Source organism: Proteus sp. fly-1089 (assembly GCF_040138965.1).
Lineage (GTDB): Bacteria > Pseudomonadota > Gammaproteobacteria > Enterobacterales > Enterobacteriaceae > Proteus > Proteus vulgaris_B.
On sequence record NZ_JBEETS010000001.1, the window covers coordinates 814,324 to 837,627 of the forward strand.

General features: G+C 35.4%; 17 protein-coding genes. 9 read left to right on the forward strand and 8 right to left on the reverse strand.

Annotation, left to right across the window (positions count from 1 at the left end):
- Positions 1 to 44 precede the first annotated feature (44 nt).
- From ABN080_RS03825 to ABN080_RS03840, 4 genes are read right to left on the reverse strand one after another with little or no spacing between them, the layout of a single operon-like run.
- Positions 45 to 929, reverse strand: coding sequence for a 4Fe-4S binding protein (locus ABN080_RS03825; protein WP_340893042.1), 885 nt, complete (start codon positions 927 to 929; stop codon positions 45 to 47).
- A 14-nt stretch (positions 930 to 943) separates the two neighbouring features.
- Positions 944 to 1,816 carry a dimethyl sulfoxide reductase anchor subunit family protein gene (locus ABN080_RS03830; RefSeq protein ID WP_349440413.1) on the reverse strand — a complete coding sequence of 291 codons (873 nt, stop codon included), beginning with the start codon at positions 1,814 to 1,816 and terminating at the stop codon, positions 944 to 946.
- Positions 1,813 to 2,442, reverse strand: a complete 630-nt coding sequence (locus tag ABN080_RS03835; protein WP_109408131.1) for a DMSO/selenate family reductase complex B subunit — start codon at positions 2,440 to 2,442, stop codon at positions 1,813 to 1,815. The genes ABN080_RS03830 and ABN080_RS03835 overlap by 4 nt, the downstream gene beginning before the upstream one ends.
- Entirely contained in the window at positions 2,439 to 4,829 is a 2,391-nt protein-coding gene (locus tag ABN080_RS03840; protein WP_349440414.1) for a DMSO/selenate family reductase complex A subunit, read from the reverse strand. The genes ABN080_RS03835 and ABN080_RS03840 overlap by 4 nt, the downstream gene beginning before the upstream one ends.
- Positions 4,830 to 5,401: 572 nt before the next feature.
- Here ABN080_RS03840 and fnr point away from each other — a divergent pair.
- Positions 5,402 to 6,160 (forward strand): fumarate/nitrate reduction transcriptional regulator Fnr, encoded by a 759-nt coding sequence (fnr, locus tag ABN080_RS03845; protein WP_072068170.1) that lies wholly within the window; start codon positions 5,402 to 5,404, stop codon positions 6,158 to 6,160.
- Between the two features lie 143 nt (positions 6,161 to 6,303).
- Positions 6,304 to 7,254 carry a universal stress protein UspE gene (gene uspE / locus ABN080_RS03850; protein ID WP_109408129.1) on the forward strand — a complete coding sequence of 317 codons (951 nt, stop codon included), beginning with the start codon at positions 6,304 to 6,306 and terminating at the stop codon, positions 7,252 to 7,254.
- Positions 7,255 to 7,325: 71 nt separating this feature from the next.
- Here uspE and pntB read toward each other — a convergent pair whose 3' ends face one another.
- Positions 7,326 to 8,714: a Re/Si-specific NAD(P)(+) transhydrogenase subunit beta gene (gene pntB / locus ABN080_RS03855; protein WP_072068172.1), complete on the reverse strand. Its 1,389-nt coding sequence runs from the start codon at positions 8,712 to 8,714 to the stop codon at positions 7,326 to 7,328.
- A gap of 11 nt (positions 8,715 to 8,725) precedes the next feature.
- The gene (gene pntA / locus ABN080_RS03860; protein WP_349439036.1) at positions 8,726 to 10,255 is read right to left on the reverse strand and encodes a Re/Si-specific NAD(P)(+) transhydrogenase subunit alpha; all 1,530 of its coding nucleotides are present in this window, start codon (positions 10,253 to 10,255) and stop codon (positions 8,726 to 8,728) included.
- 386 nt (positions 10,256 to 10,641) lie between these two features.
- On the opposite strand from pntA, the gene ydgH reads away from it, so the two are divergent.
- Together ydgH and ABN080_RS03870 are read left to right on the forward strand one after the other, a co-directional pair.
- Positions 10,642 to 11,595, forward strand: coding sequence for a DUF1471 family protein YdgH (gene ydgH, locus ABN080_RS03865; RefSeq protein WP_196552963.1), 954 nt, complete (start codon positions 10,642 to 10,644; stop codon positions 11,593 to 11,595).
- Between the two features lie 264 nt (positions 11,596 to 11,859).
- Positions 11,860 to 13,254, forward strand: a complete 1,395-nt coding sequence (locus tag ABN080_RS03870; RefSeq protein ID WP_349440415.1) for a basic amino acid/polyamine antiporter — start codon at positions 11,860 to 11,862, stop codon at positions 13,252 to 13,254.
- Positions 13,255 to 13,502: 248 nt separating this feature from the next.
- On the opposite strand, the gene hrpA is transcribed toward ABN080_RS03870, so the two are convergent.
- Positions 13,503 to 17,399, reverse strand: a complete 3,897-nt coding sequence (gene hrpA / locus ABN080_RS03875) for an ATP-dependent RNA helicase HrpA (protein WP_349440416.1) — start codon at positions 17,397 to 17,399, stop codon at positions 13,503 to 13,505.
- 233 nt (positions 17,400 to 17,632) lie between these two features.
- On the opposite strand from hrpA, the gene ABN080_RS03880 reads away from it, so the two are divergent.
- From ABN080_RS03880 to ABN080_RS03900, 5 genes are all read left to right on the forward strand, one after another.
- On the forward strand, positions 17,633 to 18,256 hold the full coding sequence (locus ABN080_RS03880) for an FMN-dependent NADH-azoreductase (RefSeq protein WP_349440417.1): 624 nt from the start codon (positions 17,633 to 17,635) through the stop codon (positions 18,254 to 18,256).
- Positions 18,257 to 18,607: 351 nt separating this feature from the next.
- Complete coding sequence (locus tag ABN080_RS03885; RefSeq protein WP_349440418.1) at positions 18,608 to 19,156, forward strand: fimbrial protein; 549 nt, start codon at positions 18,608 to 18,610, stop codon at positions 19,154 to 19,156.
- A 90-nt stretch (positions 19,157 to 19,246) separates the two neighbouring features.
- Positions 19,247 to 19,948: a fimbrial biogenesis chaperone gene (locus ABN080_RS03890; RefSeq protein WP_349440419.1), complete on the forward strand. Its 702-nt coding sequence runs from the start codon at positions 19,247 to 19,249 to the stop codon at positions 19,946 to 19,948.
- Between the two features lie 33 nt (positions 19,949 to 19,981).
- Positions 19,982 to 22,306, forward strand: a complete 2,325-nt coding sequence (locus ABN080_RS03895; protein ID WP_349440420.1) for a fimbria/pilus outer membrane usher protein — start codon at positions 19,982 to 19,984, stop codon at positions 22,304 to 22,306.
- Positions 22,307 to 22,328: 22 nt separating this feature from the next.
- The gene (locus ABN080_RS03900) at positions 22,329 to 22,877 is read left to right on the forward strand and encodes a fimbrial protein (RefSeq protein ID WP_349440421.1); all 549 of its coding nucleotides are present in this window, start codon (positions 22,329 to 22,331) and stop codon (positions 22,875 to 22,877) included.
- Positions 22,878 to 22,969: 92 nt separating this feature from the next.
- On the opposite strand, the gene ABN080_RS03905 is transcribed toward ABN080_RS03900, so the two are convergent.
- On the reverse strand, positions 22,970 to 23,302 hold the full coding sequence (locus tag ABN080_RS03905; RefSeq protein WP_196554200.1) for a DUF1318 domain-containing protein: 333 nt from the start codon (positions 23,300 to 23,302) through the stop codon (positions 22,970 to 22,972).
- Positions 23,303 to 23,304 lie beyond the last annotated feature (2 nt).

A 23,304-nucleotide genomic window follows, 5' to 3' on the forward strand; every position in this document is an offset into this window, starting at 1 on the left:
TCGCCTATTAAGCAATAAATAGATCAAGTGTATTTAAAGGAAGATTATAACCAACCTTGCTTCTGATGTTGTATGCAAATCGGGCACAATATTGCGTCGGATTTCCATGATAAGAAAGCTAACCGACATTTTTCACAGTGTGCATCATAATAGTGGTAAAGAGTGGGTTCGCTATTTTTAGCGACATGTTCTTTGACATGAATAGATTTAGGAAAACAAACGACTTCACAATTCATACAACCAGTGCAACGTTTTTCATCCAGTTTGAATATATTGTTTTCGAGTTCAATCGCACCTTCATCACAGACCTTGGCACATGCGGAACAAAGAATGCATGTTTCGTTATCTAACTGGATTTGGAACCAACTATCTTCTGGATATAGTTGTTTTCTTGCATTTAATCCTGTTCTTACTTGGTTTTTATTTAATGGTTTTTCATCGAGTTTTTGACGAAAAAGCATAAAACGACGTCCACTATCAATATCAGTAGGTTCCATGATCATTAATTGCCAGATAGGCTCTTGTAATGTTTTTAGTTGAAGATTTAAATTCGCTAAAACAGGAAGCCATTTATCCACTAAAGGTTGCGCTATTTTCATTCCTCTAATGTGATATTGACGATGCCACACTAACAATTCTTCTGTACTGGCTAGTGGTTCATCATGATTAACAACAAGATAATTATCCTGATGTGTTCTTTCATGAGGTGCAATGTTTTCTATTGCATCTACAGGGCAAGTAAATAGGCAATTACCGCATTGAAAACAGCGTTCATTATCTATTTTTACCTCTAGGTGACTAAAAGTGATAGCACCTACAGGACAAACTTTAGAGCAACTATCACATAGGCTTTGTTTGAGGCGTTTTCTAACACATTTATCATTAATAATTGGTTCAGGAGGAAGATCCACCTTAATAAAACGCCTCATACATCACTACTCCACTACTTTACAATAAAGAATGCAAAACGATTGAGAATTTCTGCAATCAGTATTGTTGCGCTACTTACTATTACCATGCGCAATCCTGAAGTAAATACAGCATTATGATATTTCCATACACTGTATCCCATCATTAAAATACCAAGAATTGACAAAATCCATGCAGATATTCTTAATCCGAATGTTTCATTATACGCAATGATAGGCGTATGAGGGAATGTTATTACATCATTAGTTGAAATGACTGATGACATCCATTCTAAATAAAAGGGTTGCTCCACCATACGTAATGTCACTGCAAGAAAAATAACGACTAATGCACTGATTACAATTCGTTTAGCTAACTCTCCATTCACAAATGCTTTAACGCGCAATGCGGTGATCAATAATGCTATCGCGGCACCTGATGAAAATAATGCTCCGATAAACATAACGTAAGTATTGGCATGCATCCATGTCAGCATTGATGTGTTGTAATAAAGTGATGCCATACAAATTATATCGATGATGCCAAACAAACCAATAACTGCTAATAAAGTTTTGTTCATACGTCCTTTAATCAAAATTACTAAGGTATAAAGGCATAATGTACCAAGATAAACAGCAGCAAATATGATTTCACGACTCAACCATGATGAAGAAATATGGCGTAATGCATGAAAAGCATTCCATGGATATCCCATATGCAGCGTTGATGCTAATAATCCTAAACATCCTAAAATAGTGGCAGTTAATAACACGGGTCGCATAGCAATCGTGGCTCTTTGATTACCAATCTCTTTTTCTAACCAACAAAAATAAAGAGCCGAAAAAAGAGTCACGCCAACAGAACTCTGGACGAATAAAGTAAATGTCACTAATGGCCATTCATTCATGCTTGAACTCCTCCCTTTTTCGTCGCGCCAGTATGAGGTTTGATAACTAAATTTGGATTAGTCATCGTAAAGTCAGGTAATCCTTGAACTTGGCTTAAATGACCATATTTCGCTCTTAACTCTTTAATCTTGCCAAACTTAATTGCATTTAGCGGGCATGTATCAACGCAAATTGGATTTTTGCCTTCTGATAGTAAATCAATACAAAAATCACATTTTGACATTTGTCCGGTCTCTTCATTCATTTGTGGTGCACCATAAGGGCAAGACCACGCGCAATAACCACAACCTACGCATTTAGAGGTATCAACACGAACAATGCCATCACCTTCACGTTTATGCATTGCTGTTGTCGGGCAGTTTTTCACACAAACGGGTGATTCACAGTGGTTACAAGAAATAGTTAATGTGTATGCAAACACATTATTAACTAGACCACCTTGTCCTGTTGGCGCAAAACCGCCCCCTTTTACTTCATAAATACGGCGAAAACGGCGACCAACTTCTAAATTATTTTTATCTTTACATGCTACTTGGCAAGCTTTACAACCAGAACAACGAGAGGAGTCAATAAAGAAACCGAGCTGCTCATCGCTTACCGGTGCATATTCTTTAAAGTCACTCATGCTTTGGTTACCTCAACTAAAACAGTTAAATGTGAATTACCATGTGATAATGGTGTCATTCGTGTCGATGTTAAAACATTAGGGCATCCACCATGATCAACTCCGTTTTCATCGGGAGCCCACCAAGCACCAGCTTGTAAACCAACAACTCCAGGAATAATGCGTTGTGTTACTAATGCGGGGATCTCAGTGATCCCGCGATCGTTATAAATACGCACCATGTCACCATCTTTGATACCTCTATTTTCAGCATCAATTGGATTTATCCATGCCTCTTGACGTTGAACTTCTTTTAACCAAGGATTAGCATACTGTGTTGAGTTGGCTCGATTTTTTCCTTTCCAAGTCAACATTTGTAATGGATACTTTTCTGCTAATTTGTCTTCTGGGCCTTCAATTGCTGGCACATAATGAGACAAAGCTGGAATATCGGGATTATTCATGTCATAAAGACGTTTAGAAAAAATCTCAATTTTACCTGAAGGTGTCGGGAATGGATTATTTTCAAAGTCATTAATATTTTTTTCAAATGCAACAAAAGGAGCATCTTTAAAAAGGTAATGGCGTGTTTTTTGTAACTCTTCAAAATTAGGAAAGTCAGGTCTATCTTCAAAACGTGTTTTGTTGATATCAACTAGGTGGGAAATCCACTCTTTCTCACTACGACCTTCAGTGAACGCTTCTTTTACACCCATTTTTTCAGCAACTTCCGTGATCCATTCATAATCAGAACGGCGTTCAAAAGCGGGCTCAATAACTTTCTCAGAAAGTAGAAAATAATTACCTGTTCCCCATGTATTTCCTATGTTCCAGCGTTCCAAGAAACTGGTCTCTGGCAATACTAAATCAGCATATTTTGCTGAAGGTGATAAATAGAGATCACTAACAACAATAAACTCTACTTTTGATTCATCTGCTAATAATTTTGCTGCTGCATTCACATCGGGATTTTGGTTAACTAAATAATTGCCTGCTAATGAGAAGATCACCTTAATATTAGTATCAAGTTTATCTGCATCAAGAAGCCCATCTTCAGCACGAACTTGACTTGCATCTTCAACAGCCTGCATCCAGTTCATAATAGAAATTTTGGCTTTTACTGGATTTTCACCAATATTAGGCCCATGTATAGATTGACGGTTACCAATACCACCATATCCAGCTGCCCATGCTCCTTTCTTACCAACATTTCCTGTAATGGCTGCGAGTAATGATGAGCCTCTGGCACTACGTTCACCACAAATATGACGTTGAGGACCCCAACCTTGAATTAATGCGGCTGGTTTTGTCATGGCATATTCACGAGCTAACTGACGAATAGTGCTAGCAGGGACTCGTGTAATATTTTCAGCCCATTCTGGCGTTTTCATGACACCATCTTTCATGCCTGTTAAATAGGCAACTAAAGACTCATTAGCGGGAACACCTTCTGGCATATGCTCTTCATCAAAACCAATTACATATTTATCAATAAATGGTTTGTCATGAAGATTTTCGGTGACAATGACATACATCATTGCATCCATTAAAGCATTATCTGTTGTTGGTAAAAGCGGTATCCATTGATCAGCGAGAGATTGGGCGGTATCGGAATAACGAGGATCAACCACAATAAATTTAGTCCCATTATTTTTCATCTTTTGAAAATAATGGTTAGTATGCCCAAAAATGGTTTCATTCGGATTATGACCCCATAAAATCACTAATGGTGTATCTTCAAGGGTGTCTAGAGAGCTACCTGTTTTGGCAATACCATAAGTATAAGGCGTTACCTTTAAGGTGTTACCTAAACTGACTGAATGGTAATAAGGAAGATACCCTCCTGTTAAGTTAAAGAGTTTCTTCATCATGGTATCACCAGAGAAGATCCCTCCTGTTACCGCTGTGCTCACTGTTAAAAAACGACTTGCAGCACCATGTTTCTCCGTTAAACGTGTCACATTTTCTGCAATTAGTGTTGTTGCTTCATCCCATGAAATGCGTTCAAATTTACCTTCACCACGTTTGCCGACCCTTTTCATTGGGTATTTTAATCTGTCAGCATGATAAGAAAATTTACGATAACCTCTGCCACGCACACACGCTCGCATAATTGGCATAGTTTCATCTAATTCATTATCGGGTCTCGTTGTAATTCGAGTGACAATTCCTTCCTTTATATGTGCTCGAATATCACATTTCCCACCACAGTCAAAAGTGCTACATGTGGCTACGACAGTAGCGAGTGTGGTGTCTATTTTGGCCATTGGTAAGCTTTTATCTGCATTAGCGTGTGCATTTCGTGCGAAAAATGGCACAGTGACTAGTGCAGCGCTTGTTTGAACAAAGTGGCGACGGCTCAATGACATCATCCCTTTGTTTTTCTCACTTTTTTCTATTTTTTTCATTAGTTTATCATTCTCACATAACAACTCTCATTAGTGAAAATGATAGGATATAGTGGTAAACCCTCATTGATGTACATCAATACCACTTAATAGGTAATAGAATGTTTCAATTTTCCGCACTTCTTTGCAGATCCCCCACTTTTTATAAGGAAAAGCTAATTCAAGTTAGCATTAAGTTGCATCAAAAATACATCTAGTTAACTTTACCTATATTTATGTTAATAAAAGAAAGAGTTATGTATAAAAAACACGAATTTAAGGTAAAGCCGTAAACTAAATGTCAATATAAAGATAGAAAATATTGAAGCACACCTTCATTTTTGGCTTTTGACGAGGATAATTTAGTAATAGCACTATAACTTCATTAGAAAATCGAATAATATACCAATTGAGTATAGGGTTAGCGCAAATTGTTCTAAATAAGCCTTTAAGCAAAACATCGTTTTTATCAAGATACATGTTTTGTTACATTCAGAATTATTTCTACACGTATCGTTATTCCCCTTACCAATTACTGCAATATGTGTTAAAATTGACGCATATCAATATTTTTATTTGTAATGAGCAAGCTTATGATCCCAGAAAAACGCGTCGTTCGCCGAATCCAATCTGGCGGTTGTGCAATCCATTGTCAGGATTGCAGTATTAGCCAGCTCTGCATCCCGTTTACTTTAAACGAGCATGAGCTTGATCAACTCGATAATATTATCGAGCGTAAAAAGCCCATCCAAAAAGGTCAAACCTTGTTTAAAGCAGGTGATGAGCTGAAATCACTTTATGCCATACGTTCTGGTACAATTAAAAGTTATACCATTACGGAAGAAGGCGACGAGCAAATAACAGGATTTCATCTTGCTGGTGATTTGGTTGGATTTGACGCCATTATTAATACCGAACACCCTAGTTTCGCTCAAGCCTTAGAAACATCAATGGTTTGCGAAATTCCATTTGAGACTTTGGATGATCTGTCAGGCAAAATGCCTAACTTACGTCAACAAATGATGCGCCTGATGAGTGGTGAAATCAAAGGTGACCAAGAGATGATCTTACTGCTATCGAAAAAGAATGCAGAAGAACGTTTGGCTGCTTTTATTTATAACCTCTCTCGTCGTTTCGCTCAGCGTGGTTTTTCTCCTCGCGAATTCCGTTTAACAATGACGCGCGGTGATATCGGTAATTATTTGGGTTTAACCGTCGAAACGATTAGCCGTTTATTAGGTCGCTTCCAAAAAAGTGGCATGTTAAGCGTTAAAGGTAAATACATTACCATCGAAGATGGTACGTTATTAAGTGAACTAGCAGGTAAACTTCCTTCATCAGCTGAAGTTTAATCTGTGTTACATTTCACTCGCTAATTTTATAATGGGGCACACAAATTTGTGCCCCATTTTCTATTTTGTACTATTGCATTTTATCTTCTTGGGTTATCTTTAAATTGTAGATGGATAAATCCAGCCCTAAAGAGGATATTACAATGGAAAAATATCAAAACCTTCTCGTTGTCATTGATCCTAACCAAGATGACCAACCAGCACTTCGCCGTGCTGTCTATATCGTTCAGCGTAATGGTGGGCGGATAAAAGCTTTTCTACCTGTTTATGATCTCTCCTATGACATGACAACCCTTTTATCTCCCGATGAACGCAACGCAATGCGCAAAGGTGTTATTAGTCAAAAAGCAGCTTGGATCAAACAGCAGTCTCGCTATTACCTTGAAGCCGGTATAGAAATTGACATTAAAGTCATTTGGCATAATCGCCCTTATGAAGCCATTATTGAAGAAGTTGTGGCACATCAACATGACTTACTCATAAAAATGGCTCATCAACACGATAAATTAGGTTCTCTTATTTTTACTCCTCTAGATTGGCAATTACTTAGAAAATGTCCTTGCCCTGTTTGGATGGTTAAAGATAAAGAATGGCCTGAATACGGCACTATTGTCGTAGCGGCAAATTTATCAAATGAAGAATCTTACCATGATGCTCTTAATCTAAAACTTATCGAATTAACTACTGATTTATCTCATCGCATACAAAAAGACCCTGATGTTCATCTACTCAGTGCTTATCCTGTTGCACCGATTAATATTGCGATTGAGTTACCTGATTTTGATCCTAATCTTTATAACAATGCACTTCGTGGTCAGCATCTTATTGCGATGAAAGAACTTCGTCAGAAATTCTGCATTCCAGAAGAGAAAACGCATGTTAAAGAAGGATTACCAGAACAAGTTATTCCTCAAGTTTGTGAAGAGTTAAATGCAGGTATTGTTGTTTTAGGTATTTTAGGAAGAACGGGGCTTTCAGCAGCCTTCTTAGGAAATACCGCAGAACAACTGATAGACCATATTAAATGTGATTTGTTGGCCATCAAACCTGATGGTTTTACCTGTCCTATTACAGTTGATAGCGATCACGATTGATTGTTAAAAGTATCCATTAAAAAAGCCAGTCAAAGAATTGACTGGCTTTTCACTATCTGTATCTATTACAGTTACAGTGCTTTTAAAATTGCATCTACGCTAGCTTTAGCATCGCCAAATAACATTTGTGTATTCTCTTTAAAGAACAGAGGATTTTGAACCCCTGCATAACCTGTATTCATTGAGCGTTTAAACACAATGACGTTTTGAGCTTTCCACACTTCTAACACTGGCATACCTGCAATTGGGCTATTTGGATCATCTTGTGCTGCTGGGTTTACCGTATCGTTAGCACCAATAACTAAAACAGTATCAGTATCAGAGAAATCATCATTGATTTCATCCATTTCTAATACAACGTCATAAGGCACTTTAGCTTCCGCTAACAATACATTCATATGGCCCGGTAAACGCCCTGCTACTGGATGAATACCAAAACGCACTTTCACACCACGTTGACGTAATTTTTCAGTGATGTCATGCACAGGATATTGTGCTTGTGCAACCGCTAATCCATAGCCTGGGGTGATAATAACAGAAGTTGAATTTTTCAACATATCAGCGACTTCTTCAGCCGTTGTTTCGCGATACTCACCCATCTCACCTTCTTCAGTTGGAGCTGAACCATCTGTACCAAATCCACCTGCTATTACGCTAATAAAAGAACGATTCATCGCTTTACACATAATATAAGAAAGGATCGCACCTGAAGACCCCACTAATGCACCTGTTACAATTAACAGGTCATTGCTCAACATAAAGCCTGCTGCTGCTGCTGCCCATCCTGAGTAAGAGTTCAGCATCGAAACAACAACTGGCATATCAGCACCACCTATCGATGCAACTAAATGCCAACCAAATGCTAATGCAATTACAGTCATTACTATGATTAAGAAAACTTGTAAGCCAACACTGTCGGTTTTAACAAACCAAACCATCAATAAGAAAGAAACAACCAAAGCTGCAAGGTTTAATTTATGGCGATTAGGCAACATCATCGGTTTCGACGACATTTTTCCACTTAATTTACCATAAGCAACAATTGAACCTGTAAATGTAACAGCACCAATGAAGATCCCTAAAAAGACTTCTGTTAGATGAATATTCACCATCACAGGATCCATTGCCGTGTTGTGGTCAAGATAACTGTTAAAACCCACTAAAACAGCTGCTAAACCTACAAAACTGTGTAAGATTGCAACTAATTCTGGCATTTGAGTCATTTCGACTTTTTTAGCTAAACGGATACCAATAACAGCACCGATTACCATTGCAATAATGATCCAACCTACATTGCCAGCATAAGGTCCAAAAATGGTTGCGAACAGTGCAATCGCCATCCCTGCAATACCAAAGTAGTTACCTTGTTTAGAGGTTTCATGCTTTGATAAGCCGGCAAGGCTAAAAATAAATAATATCGCGGCGACAATATATGCCGCTGTAACAACTCCGCTGGACATAATTGTCTCCCTTATCCTTTACGGAACATTTTCAACATACGTTGAGTAACAGTAAATCCACCAAAAATATTAATACTCGCAATTAAAATTGCGACAAACGAAAAGAGGCTAACCCAACCACCACTCCCAATTTGTAGTACAGCACCGACAACGATAATGCCTGAAATTGCGTTTGTAACTGACATCAATGGTGTATGCAATGAATGGCTAACATTCCAAACAACGTAATATCCCACCACACAAGAAAGCGCGAATACCGTAAAGTGAGATAAAAACTCTTTTGGTGCAACATTGGCAAGCCATGCAAATAATAAGAAAGCAATAGCTAATAAGCCGTATTTCTTCCAAGGTGAAACAGGTTTAGCAACGGGTTTCTCTTGTGGTTTCGCAGCAGGTGTAGCTTTAGGCTGTGCTGAAACTTGAATCGGTGGTGCAGGCCATGTGACTTCACCAGCACGAATAACAGTGACGCCTCGAATAACAACATCATCAAAATCAATATTGATATTGCCGTCTTTCTCTTTACAAAGTAATTTCAGTAAATTGACTAAGTTAGTACCGTAAAGCTGAGACGATTGTGCCGGCAAGCGAGCTGCAAGATCTGTATAACCAATAATTTTCACACCATGTTCTGTCGTAAAGACTTCATTCGGTACGGTATATTCACAGTTCCCCCCATTTTGGGCTGCAAGATCAACAACCACACTCCCTGGTTTCATTGAATCAACCATTTCTTTCGTGATTAAACGAGGTGCTGGCTTTCCTGGGATTAATGCGGTTGTAATGATGATATCAACATCTTTTGCTTGTTCTGCAAATAACGCCATTTCAGCATCAATAAAGGCTTTTGACATTACCTTGGCATAACCATCACCACTGCCTGCTTCTTCCTTAAAATCAAGTTCCAGAAACTCAGCGCCCATACTTTGAACTTGTTCTTTAACTTCAGGACGAGTATCAAATGCACGAACAATTGCGCCAAGACTCCCTGCGGCACCAATCGCAGCAAGACCTGCAACACCGGCACCAATAACCATCACTTTAGCTGGTGGTACTTTACCAGCTGCAGTAATTTGCCCCGTGAAGAATCGGCCAAATTCATGAGCGGCTTCAACAACAGCACGATAACCTGCAATGTTTGCCATCGAGCTCAACGCGTCAAGAGATTGCGCACGAGAAATACGTGGCACACTATCCATGGCCATGACGTTAATGTTCTTTTCAGCTAGTTTTTCGAGCAATGACGCATTTTGTGCTGGCCATATAAAACTCACTAACGTTGCACCTTCTTGTAATAATGTTATTTCATTATCAAGCGGTGCATTTACCTTCAAAATAATGTCTGATTGCCAAACATTTTGGAGGTCGAGGATCTCGGCGCCAGCTTCTTGATAAGCTTTATCTTCAAAACTTGAAGCAATACCAGCACTATTTTCAATTGCGACTGTAAATCCTAATTTTATGAGTTGAGTTACTGTGGCAGGTGTTGCCGCAACCCTTGTTTCATTAGAAAGTCGCTCTTTGGGTATACCAATTCGCATAATTTTCCCTTCTTATCCATAGAGTTCTGTTAAAACCTCTCCGTTAACTTCACATTCATGCAAAAAAAATGTTAAAAATAATAATATGCATGCCATTAATCGGAGCTCTAATAACCTACTGAAAATAAAACCAATAATCTATATCTGTGTAAAGCTAAAATTGAACTTAATTGGATCATTTTAGTCGAAAAGGCATATTTATGAATTATTCACTATATTCAGGTAAATATCTGGTAACATATACTGGTCATTTGACTCTGTGGTGATTCGCTAAATAAAATAATGCGACAAATGCTATTATTACATGTAATAATTAATCCCTATGTGATAAACCACTACGTTCAGCACATGACCAATATTAATTGCGCAAGGCGGAAGGATTTTGTATGAAGCTGAAAACCTCAGTCATCGCAGCAGCGATGTTGTCTTTAACTAATATCACTGTTGCGCAGGCTGCTCAGGAATTAACCCCCGAACAAGCTGCAGAACTAAAACCATTTGAAAGAATTACAGTTATCGGTCGTTTTAACGCTATTTATGAAGCCGCTGATGCGGTATCTCGTCGTGCGGATAAAGTCGGTGCTGATAGTTTCTACATTCAAGGTCTAGATGATATTAGTGATAGTGGCAACATGAGTGTTACTGCTGATCTATACCATAAAGATGCACCCAAAGCAGAAGAAGAAAGCTATCGTGTTTTTCATGGCGTAACTGAATTACCAAAACCTGAAGCAATTCTGTTACAACCATTTGATACTGTTTCTATCCGTGGTTACTTCCCAACAACCCCGGATATTAACGATGCAATTGCAAAAGCGGCAGCTAAAAAAGGTGCTGCATCATTCTTTATTGTACGTAATGTATCGACAAATGATGGTGGTAACCAAGAAGTTACAGCTTATATCTACAAAAAAGATGCACCTAAACGCGCTATTCAAGCACCAGAAGCGGTTGTTCCCTATGATTCTGATGCCGGTCGCGCACTTATTGCAGAAGGCGGAGTCGCTGCTAATAAAGTTGAGAAACCAGGTCTTGCATCAAACACTGATTTTGATAGAAACGTAGGTGCATTTGCTGATACACAAACTTCAGGTACAGGTGGTCGTTACACTGTAACATTACCTGATGGCACTGAAATCCAAGAAGTCAACAAAGCTGCTGCTGCGTTAATGGATCCTTTTGATACCATTACATTTAGCGGGTACTTTGTAAACTCACCAGAAATTTCTTATCAGGTTGCTAAACGTGCTGCCGCAAAAGGTGCCAAGTATTACCATATTACCAATGAATGGCAAAGTGATGGTGGTACAGTCACTATTACTGCTGACTTATTCAAGTAATAAAACTTCCTAATTTAAAAAAACCTTGCTTATGCGAGGTTTTTTTTACTCAAAATATAATCAAACAAACCACATTTTGTAAAAGTGCATAATTTTTATGATTTAATGCATAGACAACCAAGTTAACTCTCCGTAAAATCTCGCTGTTTTTTAGTGTTTTTATCTTTATTTAAATTTGAGATATTCATATTTATTCTATTTACTGACCAAAAAACAAGAAAATACGCTATTTATTTACAATTTTAATCACGTAGGTAATTATCCTTGAATAAGAAACTTGGCTTAATATCACTCACCGCGTTAGTGTTAAGCTCAATGGTTGGTGCAGGTGTATTCAGTTTGCCTCAAAATATGGCTGAAGTTGCTAGCCCTGCTGCATTGATTATTGGCTGGGTAATAACGGGTGTTGGGATACTCTTTCTTGCCACGTCTTTATTGCTTCTCTCTCGCCTGCGGCCTGATCTTGACGGTGGTATTTTCACTTACGCTAAAGAAGGATTTGGTGAGTTTATTGGTTTTTGCTCTGCATGGGGTTATTGGGTTTGCGCAGTTGTCGCTAACGTTTCTTATCTTGTTATTGTTTTTGCGGCCTTCAGTTTTTTTACAGACACCCCCGAAAATGTCATTTTTGGTGATGGGAATACTTGGCAGGCCTTAATAGGAGAATCCATATTACTTTGGGTTGTTCACTTTCTTATCTTACGTGGTGTACAAACAGCCGCCAGTATTAATTTAATGGCAACAATGGCAAAACTTATTCCATTAGGACTATTTGTTATTGTCGCCCTATTAGCTTTCAATATGGATATATTTACCCTTGATTTTCAAGGAATAAATATGGGTGTTCCTGTTTGGGACCAAGTTAAAAATACAATGCTGATCACGCTATGGGTATTTATTGGTATTGAAGGTGCCGTTGTCGTTTCTGCAAGAGCTAAAAATCGACGAGATGTTGGTTTAGCAACTGTACTTGCCGTTGTTATTGCTCTGGTTATTTATATTCTTGTGACACTTTTATCACAAGGTTTAGTCAGTCAAGCTGATTTAGCCGCAATGAAAAACCCATCAATGGCTCCTCTGCTTGTACAACTGATTGGTAGTATGGGTGAAATAATTATTGCCGCAGGTCTTATTTTATCTGTTTGTGGTGCATATTTAAGCTGGACAATTATGGCCGCTGAAGTTCCCTATATCGCAGCATTGCATCATTCATTTCCTAAACAACTCGGTAAGCAAAATAAAAATGATGCACCATCATCTTCATTATGGTTTACCAACTTAGCTGTTCAATTCTCTTTAGTATTAATTTGGCTAACAGGAAGTAACTACAACACACTATTGACTATCGCCTCAGAGATGATCCTTGTTCCTTATTTCTTAGTGGGTGCTTTTCTATTTAAAGTTGCTATTGCACGTAGTAGCCGTGCTTTATTACTGATAGCTATACCCGCAAGTTTATATGGTTTATGGTTACTTTATGCGTCAGGTGTTATTAATTTATTATTATCTGTTGTACTTTACGCACCTGGTATCTTAATGTTTTTATATACACGCAAACAGTACAAAGATAAAAAACCGCTACTCTTAAGTGAGAAAATTCTGTTAGCTCTTGTCTTATTTGGCGCTATTCCGGCATTGGGTTACTTAACTATTTACTAAAGATAATCTGAGGGGTACTGAAAAAATAGTACCTCTCTACCTCTCTACCTCTCTTCAAAATAAATTTCACTTAAGTCAGAAAATTTCTCCTGCTAAGCTGTTATTTTTTACACGGATGGTTAGATGCGTATAAATTAAGAAACATATAGTATGTTGTAACTAATATATAGGTAGTTATTAATTAGCAAGAAAATAAAAAAACCCACAAGAAGTATAAGTTCCCGTGGGTCAAACATGTCACTATTTAATTAGTTAAAACTAATTTGTTCTATTGCCTGCAATATACGTTTATCTGAGATTGGATAAGGTGTTCCTATCTGTTGAGCAAATAGACTCACTCTTAACTCTTCTATCATCCAGCGAATATTTTGTACATCGTCTTGCTGTTTTTGTTTTTCAGTCAATTTGCCTAACCATTGTTGCCATTGCTGTATAACATTTTCAACCCGACTCATTTGTGCACGATCACGATTAGGATCAATAGCCAATTTTTCCATTCGTTTTTCAATAGCACTTAAATAACGAGGAATATCAGCAAGGCGTTTCCAACCGTGAGAGGTAACAAAACCAGGAAAAACTAACTGGCCAAGCTGGGCTTTAATATCAGATAATGCAAAAGCAACACTAATATCAACCCTCCCCTTTAAACGCTTATTAATGGCAAATACTTGCGTTAAAATTGCTTCAACTTGTTTTGCTATATCAACCACAGCATCATTTAGTTCTGCTCTGACATACTCTTGTAGCTTTTGATATTCGTCTTCTTGCCAAATTAAACCACCATAAGACGCGATAAGTTTATCAACACCACAAGCAATACAGTCATCAATTAAATCAAGCACTTTGCCATAAGGATTAAAATAAAGACCAAGTTTTGCTTTATTTGGTAATTTTTCATGCAGGTATTTAATCGGTGAAGGAATATTTAATAATAATAACCGTCGTACCCCTTCCCACATTGAAGCTTGCTGTTCAGTTTCTGTTTCAAAAAGCTTAATACCTACACTATTTTTTTCATCAACAAGTGCCGGATAAGCCTTCACTGAATAACCACCGCGTTTTTGCTCATAACGCTGAGGCAAATCACCAAAACTCCAAATATGCAGATTTTGCTGCTCGATACCATCATCAGCCACAGCCGATAATGTTTCTTGCACTTTTTCCTTTAAATTCTCTTTTAATTTATTGAGATCTTTACTTTCTGCCAGTGTTTTATTTTTATCGCCAACAACACGGAATGTCATTTTTAAGTGTTCGGCAACTTGATCTAGTTGCCAACTCTCTCTATCAACGGTCACGCCCGTCATACGCCGTAATTCTTTTTCAAGTCTATCGAGTAAATCACCTTCAACTTGAGGTACACGCTCTAAAAAAGCAGAAGCATAGTTAGGTGCTGGTACAAAATTACGGCGGATAGGTTTTGGTAATGACTTAATTAAGGCCACAATCAATTCATGACGAATACCCGGAATTTGCCAATCAAAACCTTCGTCTTTTACCTGATTTAAAATAGGTAATGGAATATGGACAGTGACACCATCAGCTGCAGTGCCCGGTTCAAATTGATAGGTTAAGCGTAATTTTAGATTATCTTGTTGCCAGTAGTTCGGATAATCTAATGCACTAACTCGTTTAGCATCATCTTTGATAAGCATACTTTTTTCAAAGTTAAGCAGATCAGGTGATGTTTTCCGTGCCTCTTTCCACCATTTATCAAAATGGCGAGACGAAACAACATCCTGAGGTATTCGTTGATCGTAGAAAGTAAACATTGTTTCATCATCGACAAGAATGTCACGACGACGGGATTTATGTTCCAACTCTTCAACTTCTGTCCGCAATTTTAAATTGTCACGGAAAAATGCATGACGAGTTTGCCAATCTCCTTCCACTAAGGCGTGTCGAATAAAGAGTTCACGGCATAAAAGCGGATCAATTTGACTATAATTTATAGGTCGAGAGGCAACGATAGGTAAACCATACAATGTTACTTTTTCATTAGCCATTACAGCACCTTGTGCTTTTGACCAATGAGGTTCGCTATATTGATGTTTCACCAAATGTTCAGCAATAGGTTCAATCCATTCTGGTTCAATCCGAGCCGCAATTCTCCCCCATAAACGAGATGTTTCGACTAGTTCTGCCACCATTGTCCATTTAGGCGGTTTTTTGAATAGACCTGAGCCAGGATAAATAGAAAAACGAGCATTTCTTGCACCTGTGAATTCTTGTTTATCTGCATCTTTTTGTCCAATATGCGACAATAAACCGCTTAGGAGTGCAACATGAACACTTCTAAAATCAGCAGGCTCACTATTAACTGGAAAACCTAATTCTTTCACAACTTGTCGTAATTGCGTATAAACATCTTGCCACTCTCGAACGCGCATAAAATTTAAAAATTCCTGGCGACACAGTTTTCTAAACTGGGAATGACTCAACTCTTTTTGTTGAGTTTTTAAATAATCCCACATGTTTAAAAAAGACAAGAAATCAGAATCTTTATCTTGGAAGCGCCGATGTTTCTCATCAGAAGCTTGTTGTTTATCCATCGGTCTTTCACGAGGATCTTGAATTGAAAGTGCGGAAGTAATAACCATCAACTCTTTAACAGCACCATATTTACGTGCTTCAAGTACCATTCTTGCTAAACGAGGATCAATAGGAAGTTGTGCAAGTTGTTTTCCCATAGGGGTTAAACGATAAGCGCCATTGTTATCGGTTCCCTCTTGTAATGCACCTAGCTCTTCTAATAATCGAACACCATCTTGAATATTACGTTTATCGGGTGGCTGTACAAATGGAAACGCACCAATATCACCTAATCCTATTGAGGTCATTTGCAAAATAACAGATGCAAGATTAGTTCTTAATATTTCAGGATCAGTAAACTCAGCACGAGAAATAAAATCATCTTCTGAATAAAGACGAATACAAATACCATCAGAAACACGACCACAACGCCCTTTCCTTTGATTGGCTGATGCTTGAGAAATAGGCTCTATTGGAAGTCGTTGTACTTTAGTACGATAACTATAACGACTGACGCGGGCGAACCCCGTATCAATAACGTATTTAATACCTGGCACAGTTAATGAAGTTTCGGCAACGTTAGTTGCTAAAATAATACGTCTGCCATTATGGGGATGAAAAATTCGATTTTGTTCACTGTTAGATAAACGGGCAAATAAAGGTAATACTTCAGTGTGGCGAAGTTGTAATTTATTCAGAGCATCAGCAGTATCGCGAATTTCTCGTTCACCACTCATAAAAATAAGAATATCACCCGCACTTTCTCGGCTTAATTCATCAATAGCATCAATAATCCCATCAGTCATATCCTTATCGCTATCCAGTTCATCACCACCAATTGGGCGATACCTCACTTCAACAGGATAAGTTCTACCTGATACTTCAATAATTGGAGCTTGACTAAAGTGTTTAGAAAAACGCTCAGGATCAATGGTTGCTGATGTAATGATGACTTTTAAATCAGGACGTTTAGGTAATAGCTGTTTTAAATAGCCAAGAATGAAATCGATATTTAAACTACGTTCATGGGCTTCATCGATAATGATCGTGTCATATTGCAGTAACAGTTTATCTTGCTGTAATTCTGCTAACAAAATTCCATCAGTCATCAATTTAACAAGTGTATTGTCACCAACATGATCGCTAAAACGAACCTTATAACCTACAGATTCTCCTAACGTACTTTTTAATTCATGAGCGATACGTTCAGCCACTGAACGTGCAGCTAAACGACGCGGTTGAGTATGCCCAATAAATCCCTTGATCCCTCGACCTAATTCAAGACAAACTTTAGGGATCTGTGTTGTCTTACCAGAGCCAGTTTCCCCTGCAATAATAACGACTTGGTTATCTCTTATTGCATTATAAATAGCATCTTTCTTTTGACTAACTGGAAGGTTTTCTGGGTAAGTAATTTCAGGACAATTAGCTTGGCGGCGAATTATCATCTGTTGTGCTGTGGTGATATATTGCTTAATTGCACTTAATACCACCTGTTTAGACTCTTCATTATTAATTTTAGCGACGCCACGTAGACGTTTTCTTAACCGTTGCTGCTCCCGCAACGATAATTGCTCTATTTCTTGATAGAGCATGGCAGATGATAATGTCACCTTTTATTATCCTTTTTGAGGTTATTCTAATCAAAACTAATGCCTTTATGATATCACAACAGGCTATTGGCACATAAAGGCTTGGTTAAATTTCTTAGTCTATGATTTCATATAATCAATAATTTTGAATAGCATATTCAAAGGATTGTGATGTGATATTTTAAAGATTGGGTAAACTACTATTAACTAATAAATTTAAATAAATAGAACACTTTATAGACCACGAGAAAATAATGAAAAAGATCCTTGTACTGAAATCAAGTATTTTAGATAACTACTCACACAGCAATAAAATGGCTGATTACTTGATTGAAAATTGGCAAAATAACCATAAAGATGACCTGATTACTGTACGTGATCTCGCTAAAGATACAGTACCAACATTAGACCAAGCTACTCTATTCGCTTTTGGAAAAGAAACAGCAATGCTATCTGATGAACAAAAAGTTGCCAGAGCATTATCTGATGAATTAATTAGTGAATTAAAAGCTCATGATATCATTGTTATCACGGCACCAATGTATAACTTCTCAATTCCGGCGCAGTTAAAACATTACATTGATTATATCGCTCGCGCAGGTGAAACATTTAAATACACCGAAGCGGGTTCTGTTGGTTTACTTGAAGATAAACAAGCGGTTATATTAACGAGCCGTGGTGGTATTCATAAAGATAAGCCTTCTGATCTGATTGTTCCATACCTTACACAGTTTTTAGCTTTTATCGGTATCAATGACGTACAATTTATTATGGCTGAAGGTACAGCCTTTGGTGAAGAGCACACTCAGCAATCTCATCTACAAGCACAAAAAGAAATTGATACTGTGGTTAGTACAAAAAATATCACCGCAAAATAATTAATTTTATCTTTTTATAAAAGCACCTAACCAGGTGCTTTTTTTATATCTAAATATATAAAAATATATCAATACCGTTTAATTTTTTTATAAAAAAGACCTTATTAAATTATAACTAAAAAACCTTAAAAGTAGATAATTCTAAAACAAACTACTTTATTAAACAAATAGTTTGATGTCCGTGTTTTTAATAACAATTAATTACTGTTTATTCTTTTATTCACCATAAAAATAAAGATATTTAATTCAATTAAATTTGATTTTGAAAAGATAAATAAATAATATTTTTTTAGCTTCTAGAGACAAGAAGATTATTAAATAACTTTATTAATTCAATAAATGGAATTTGAAATGAAAAAAAATTTACTCTCAATTCTTATTTTATCTACAACTTTTTTATCAACTCAAGCAAATGCGGTTGAATACACAGAAAAAAATGTAGGTACAATTACTATTAATGGTTCTGTTACAGCGAATCCCAATTGCCAATTACAAGACATACAACCTGTTCAATTACCCCCAGTTCAAGCAAATAATTTTGGAGATAACCATATAGCAAAAACGGATGCCCAACCACTTTCCATTCAATTTGCTAATTGTAGTGAAAGTCTTTCTAGTATTCAGTTGAAAATTCCAAAACAAACAAAAAATTCATTAAAAAACCTAGCAGATAATGGTAGTAATGTTGATCTTGCCATTTTTGATTCAGAAAAAAACATTATTCAATTAAGTAATGAAAGACCTAAAGTATTTAATTTAAATATTGATAAAGATGCTAAAACCGCTGATTTTTCATTTGAAGTCAATTATATGAAACCAAATGGATTAGATGCAACACCAGGCTTAGTAAGATCTAGCCTATCATTTGACGTTATTTATAGTGATGTCGCTGTAGATTAATGTCTTAAAAATTAACAAAGCTGGTTATCCAGCTTTGTTTTAATATTTCCAACTTAAAAACAATATTAAATTACTATACTTAAATACAAAATGATTAAAAAAACAAAACTAACTATATTATCTATATTTAGCATTCTTCCTATTTATGGTTACACGTCGATAGAAATAAATAAGGATAAATTTATTTTTATCGAAAGCAAAAATCAAGAAATCATTGAAATAAAAAATAATACAAATAGTGAATACTTTATACAAAGCTGGATTTCATACTATGATGAAAATAATGATGATGAATTACCTTTTATGATCACTCCCCCACTTTTTAAAATAGAGAAAGATGAGAACTACTCCTTGAAAATTTTTAAAATAGATGAAATAAAAGAAAAAGATAGAGAAACAATATATAGAATAAATATTAAAAGAATACCAGTATTATCAGATTCAGACGAAAATGAAAACTTATTGCATATATCAATGAACTCTATCTATAACTTAATATACAGACCGATATCGATAGAAGAAAATGCAAAAGATGCCTATAATAAAATTGAGTTTTTAAAAAATAAAAACAACGAGTTTATTATAAAAAACCCCACCCCTTACTTTATTACTTTGCTTAACGTCAGTTGTAATGATGTATTATTGATTAATAAGAGTAAAACCATACCACCGTTTAAAGAATATAATACAAAAAATAAAATTAAAAAAGATGGATTGATTAAATGGAAAATAATTGATCAGTTTGGTGTGGAAATAAATGCGACAGATAAGGCCATAATTAATGAAGATTAAGTTAAAAAAAAAGAAATAACTTTTTTTATTTTAATGTCTATTTATTACAAAGATACTTTTGCTCAGAATAACTTCCTCTCTCTTTATTCTAATTCATTTTCTAATATTAATGATGATACCATTAAACTCCTTATTGAAGATAAAAAACCTGAAGGATTTTATCACTCTATTATTTATATTAATAATAGAAAGAAAATGGCAAAACTCCTTTATTTTAAAAATATAGATAACAAGTTAATTCCTTGTCTTTCTATCAATGATTTAACCTCTCTTGGTATTGATACCGAATTTTATAAAATCACAAAAGAAAATCAGGAAATAATTCCTTTAATCGATTATTTGATTGATTTTAAATATCAATTTTCCAATCAAAAATTAAACTTAATCATTCCACAAAAAGCATTAATAAAAAAAACAGACTATGCCATCAATGAACAAGACTGGGATAATGGAATTACCGCATTATTCACTCAATATTCCTATTCGATTAAATATCATCAGAAAAAATCGTTTGAACAAAAGCTTAATTTACACTCAGGTATTAACATAGGAGCTTGGCGTGTACGTAGTCAAAGTGGGTTTAATTGGATAAAAGATAGCTATCAATCTAAGCTTTCATCAATTTACACCTATAGACAAATTAATTCTTTTTCTTCTGTTTTTTATGGTGGCAAATTTTCACCTACAACACGAATATTATCAAACGATAAAATTATTGGCTTTCAATTAATATCCAATAATTTAATTTCAAACAAAAATCTTTATGCTAATAGCCCTATTATTGAAGGAACTGCTGATACACAAGCTCAAGTTATCATAAAACAGGGTGATAAGATCATCTATGAAACGACAGTTCCTCCCGGCCCTTTTCTTCTAAATTCATTACCTTCTATAGGTAGTGAAAAACTTATTTTAGAAATCAAAGAAACAGATGGAAGAGTAAAGGTTTCAACACACTACTTTACATCATTACCTAACCAATTAAATCAAGGAAGTTATCAATATAATATCATCTCAGGCGCATTACCTGACCATCCTAATAATAAAAATGCTCTTTTTATTTTGAGCGAATTTTCATATGGATTGAGTCAAAAAATTACTTCTTACAGCGCAATAAAAAAACAGGATAATCAACAAAAATATTTATCTGGATTATCTCTAGACTTAGGTGTTTTAGGTGGTTTGGCCACAGATATAAGTTATGAAAAAAATAATAATGATAAAATTAAATATCAGTTTCGTTATCAGAAAAATATTCCTATTACACAAACTTACTTTACTTCGGGGATATCTTTTTATCATTATCTAGATAATTCATTATCAAAAAATCACATTAAAAAAAATTATTCATTATCTTTATCACAGAATATTAATGAGTTAGGCTTTATCTCTTTGCATTATTACGATAAAACATACCATAATTCATCGAAGGAATTTGAAATTGGAGCATCTTTTTCATCCTCATTTAATAGAGTGAATTATCATTTAAAGTATGATTTCAAAAAAGAAAAGCATTTTCAAGATCATTATTTTTCATTTAATTTTCATATTCCTATAGGGGACAGCGAACATTATCAATGGATTAATAATCAAACAAATTATCAAATTAATAATAAGCGTTATACAAACAGTACAAATATAGGTGGTACATTACTCAATAATAATTTAGGATATTCGATAAACTATCAACATACACATCACCCTAAAAGAAAATATAATCAATTTTCTGCTAACACAAGATATCAAAATAATTATCAATCTTATAGTTTTTCTGGAAATAAGTCAGAGAATGGCTACAATCTTAACTTTTTAGCTAATGGTGCATTAGTGCTTCATTCAGAAGGTATTACTCTGACACCCCGTTTAGGAAAAACCTTTGCATTAGTTAATACACAAGGTATTGCTGGTATTAAAACATCATTCTCACCTAATTTAGAAACAGATATCTTTGGTAATTTAATTTTGAATAACATTACGCCTTATCGAATAAACAAAATCAAACTAAACGCGGCAACACTCCCCCAATCCGTTGAAACAGAATATTATAGTAAAAGTATTATTCCTACATTAGGTGCAATATCTAAAGTTACTTTCCCAATGAAAACTGGTTATCGTATTATTTTTAAATCAATAACACCCCTTCCTTTTGCCTCAAAAGTTACCGTACTAGATAAAGAGGATAATATTATTTCTCAGGGGTTAGTAACAGAAAAAAATATTATTTTTCTTTCTGGCATTCCTGATAATGGATTAATAAAAGTAAAATGGGGTGAAGATAAACAGTGTCAATTTAATTATAATTTAAGTTTTGATGAAAAGAAAAAAAGTCTGATAAAAAAAGAAGTTACCTGTCTTTAAATTTAATTTATCAAGAGAAATTATGAAAAATATTATCTATTTAATTATTATACTACTACTTTCATCTTTTTCATTGCCATCAACAGCTAGACGCGGTGATCATGAATTCACCTCGAGTTGTAACATTGATTATATCCATGAAAATATTAGCGATAGACTTTCTGTTAATAAAAATGATTTTTCGTCACATGCAGCAGGAACATTAGCAGATATTGACAACCATATTATTATTATTGTCATAAAAGACTGTTCTAAAAGCAATGGGGATATTCGCTTAAAAATTGAAAATACGAGTATTGATAATACTACAGGTTACTTGAAAAATATAATCAGTGCTCCCGATGCAAGCAATAATATTGCTTTTCAATTATTGTATAATGAGGAAGAAAGACCTATCAATCTTAACAAAAAAAGCGAATTTACTGAAGAATTGATTGATGGAGAGACTGAATTCTACTTTTTAGTTAACTATGTTAAAAAAGATAGTATGCCTCCTTCACCCGGTTATATACGCTCAAATATTAATTTCATTGTCATGATCAATAACGATATTATTAATTTTAATGATTAGTCATTAAAATTAATAATAAAAAGCACGATAGATATTTATAATATATCGTGCTTTAAAAATTAAATAAGGTTAAGTCTCTATTTAAGATTTAACTACTTTTTTACCCATTTTCCATTAATACCCTTTACAAACTCACCTTCATTAGCTCTTGCGACTAATTTTTCACCTGCAAGTCGAGCAACAGATTCAGGTGTTACTTGGTTAGTTTTAGCAATTTCAGCATATTTTGCTTTTCTTGCTTGATTTATTTCATCTGCAAGTTGTTGAGCTTGCTTGTTATTAGTTTGCACAAGCTCAATATAACCACTAAAGGTTTCTCCTACTAATCCTTGTGATCTTGCTTCATCAAGCGTTAATGCTATGGCATTTGCACTAGTTAAAACTATCATTAGACCAAAGCTTAAGAGATATTTTTTATAATTCATCA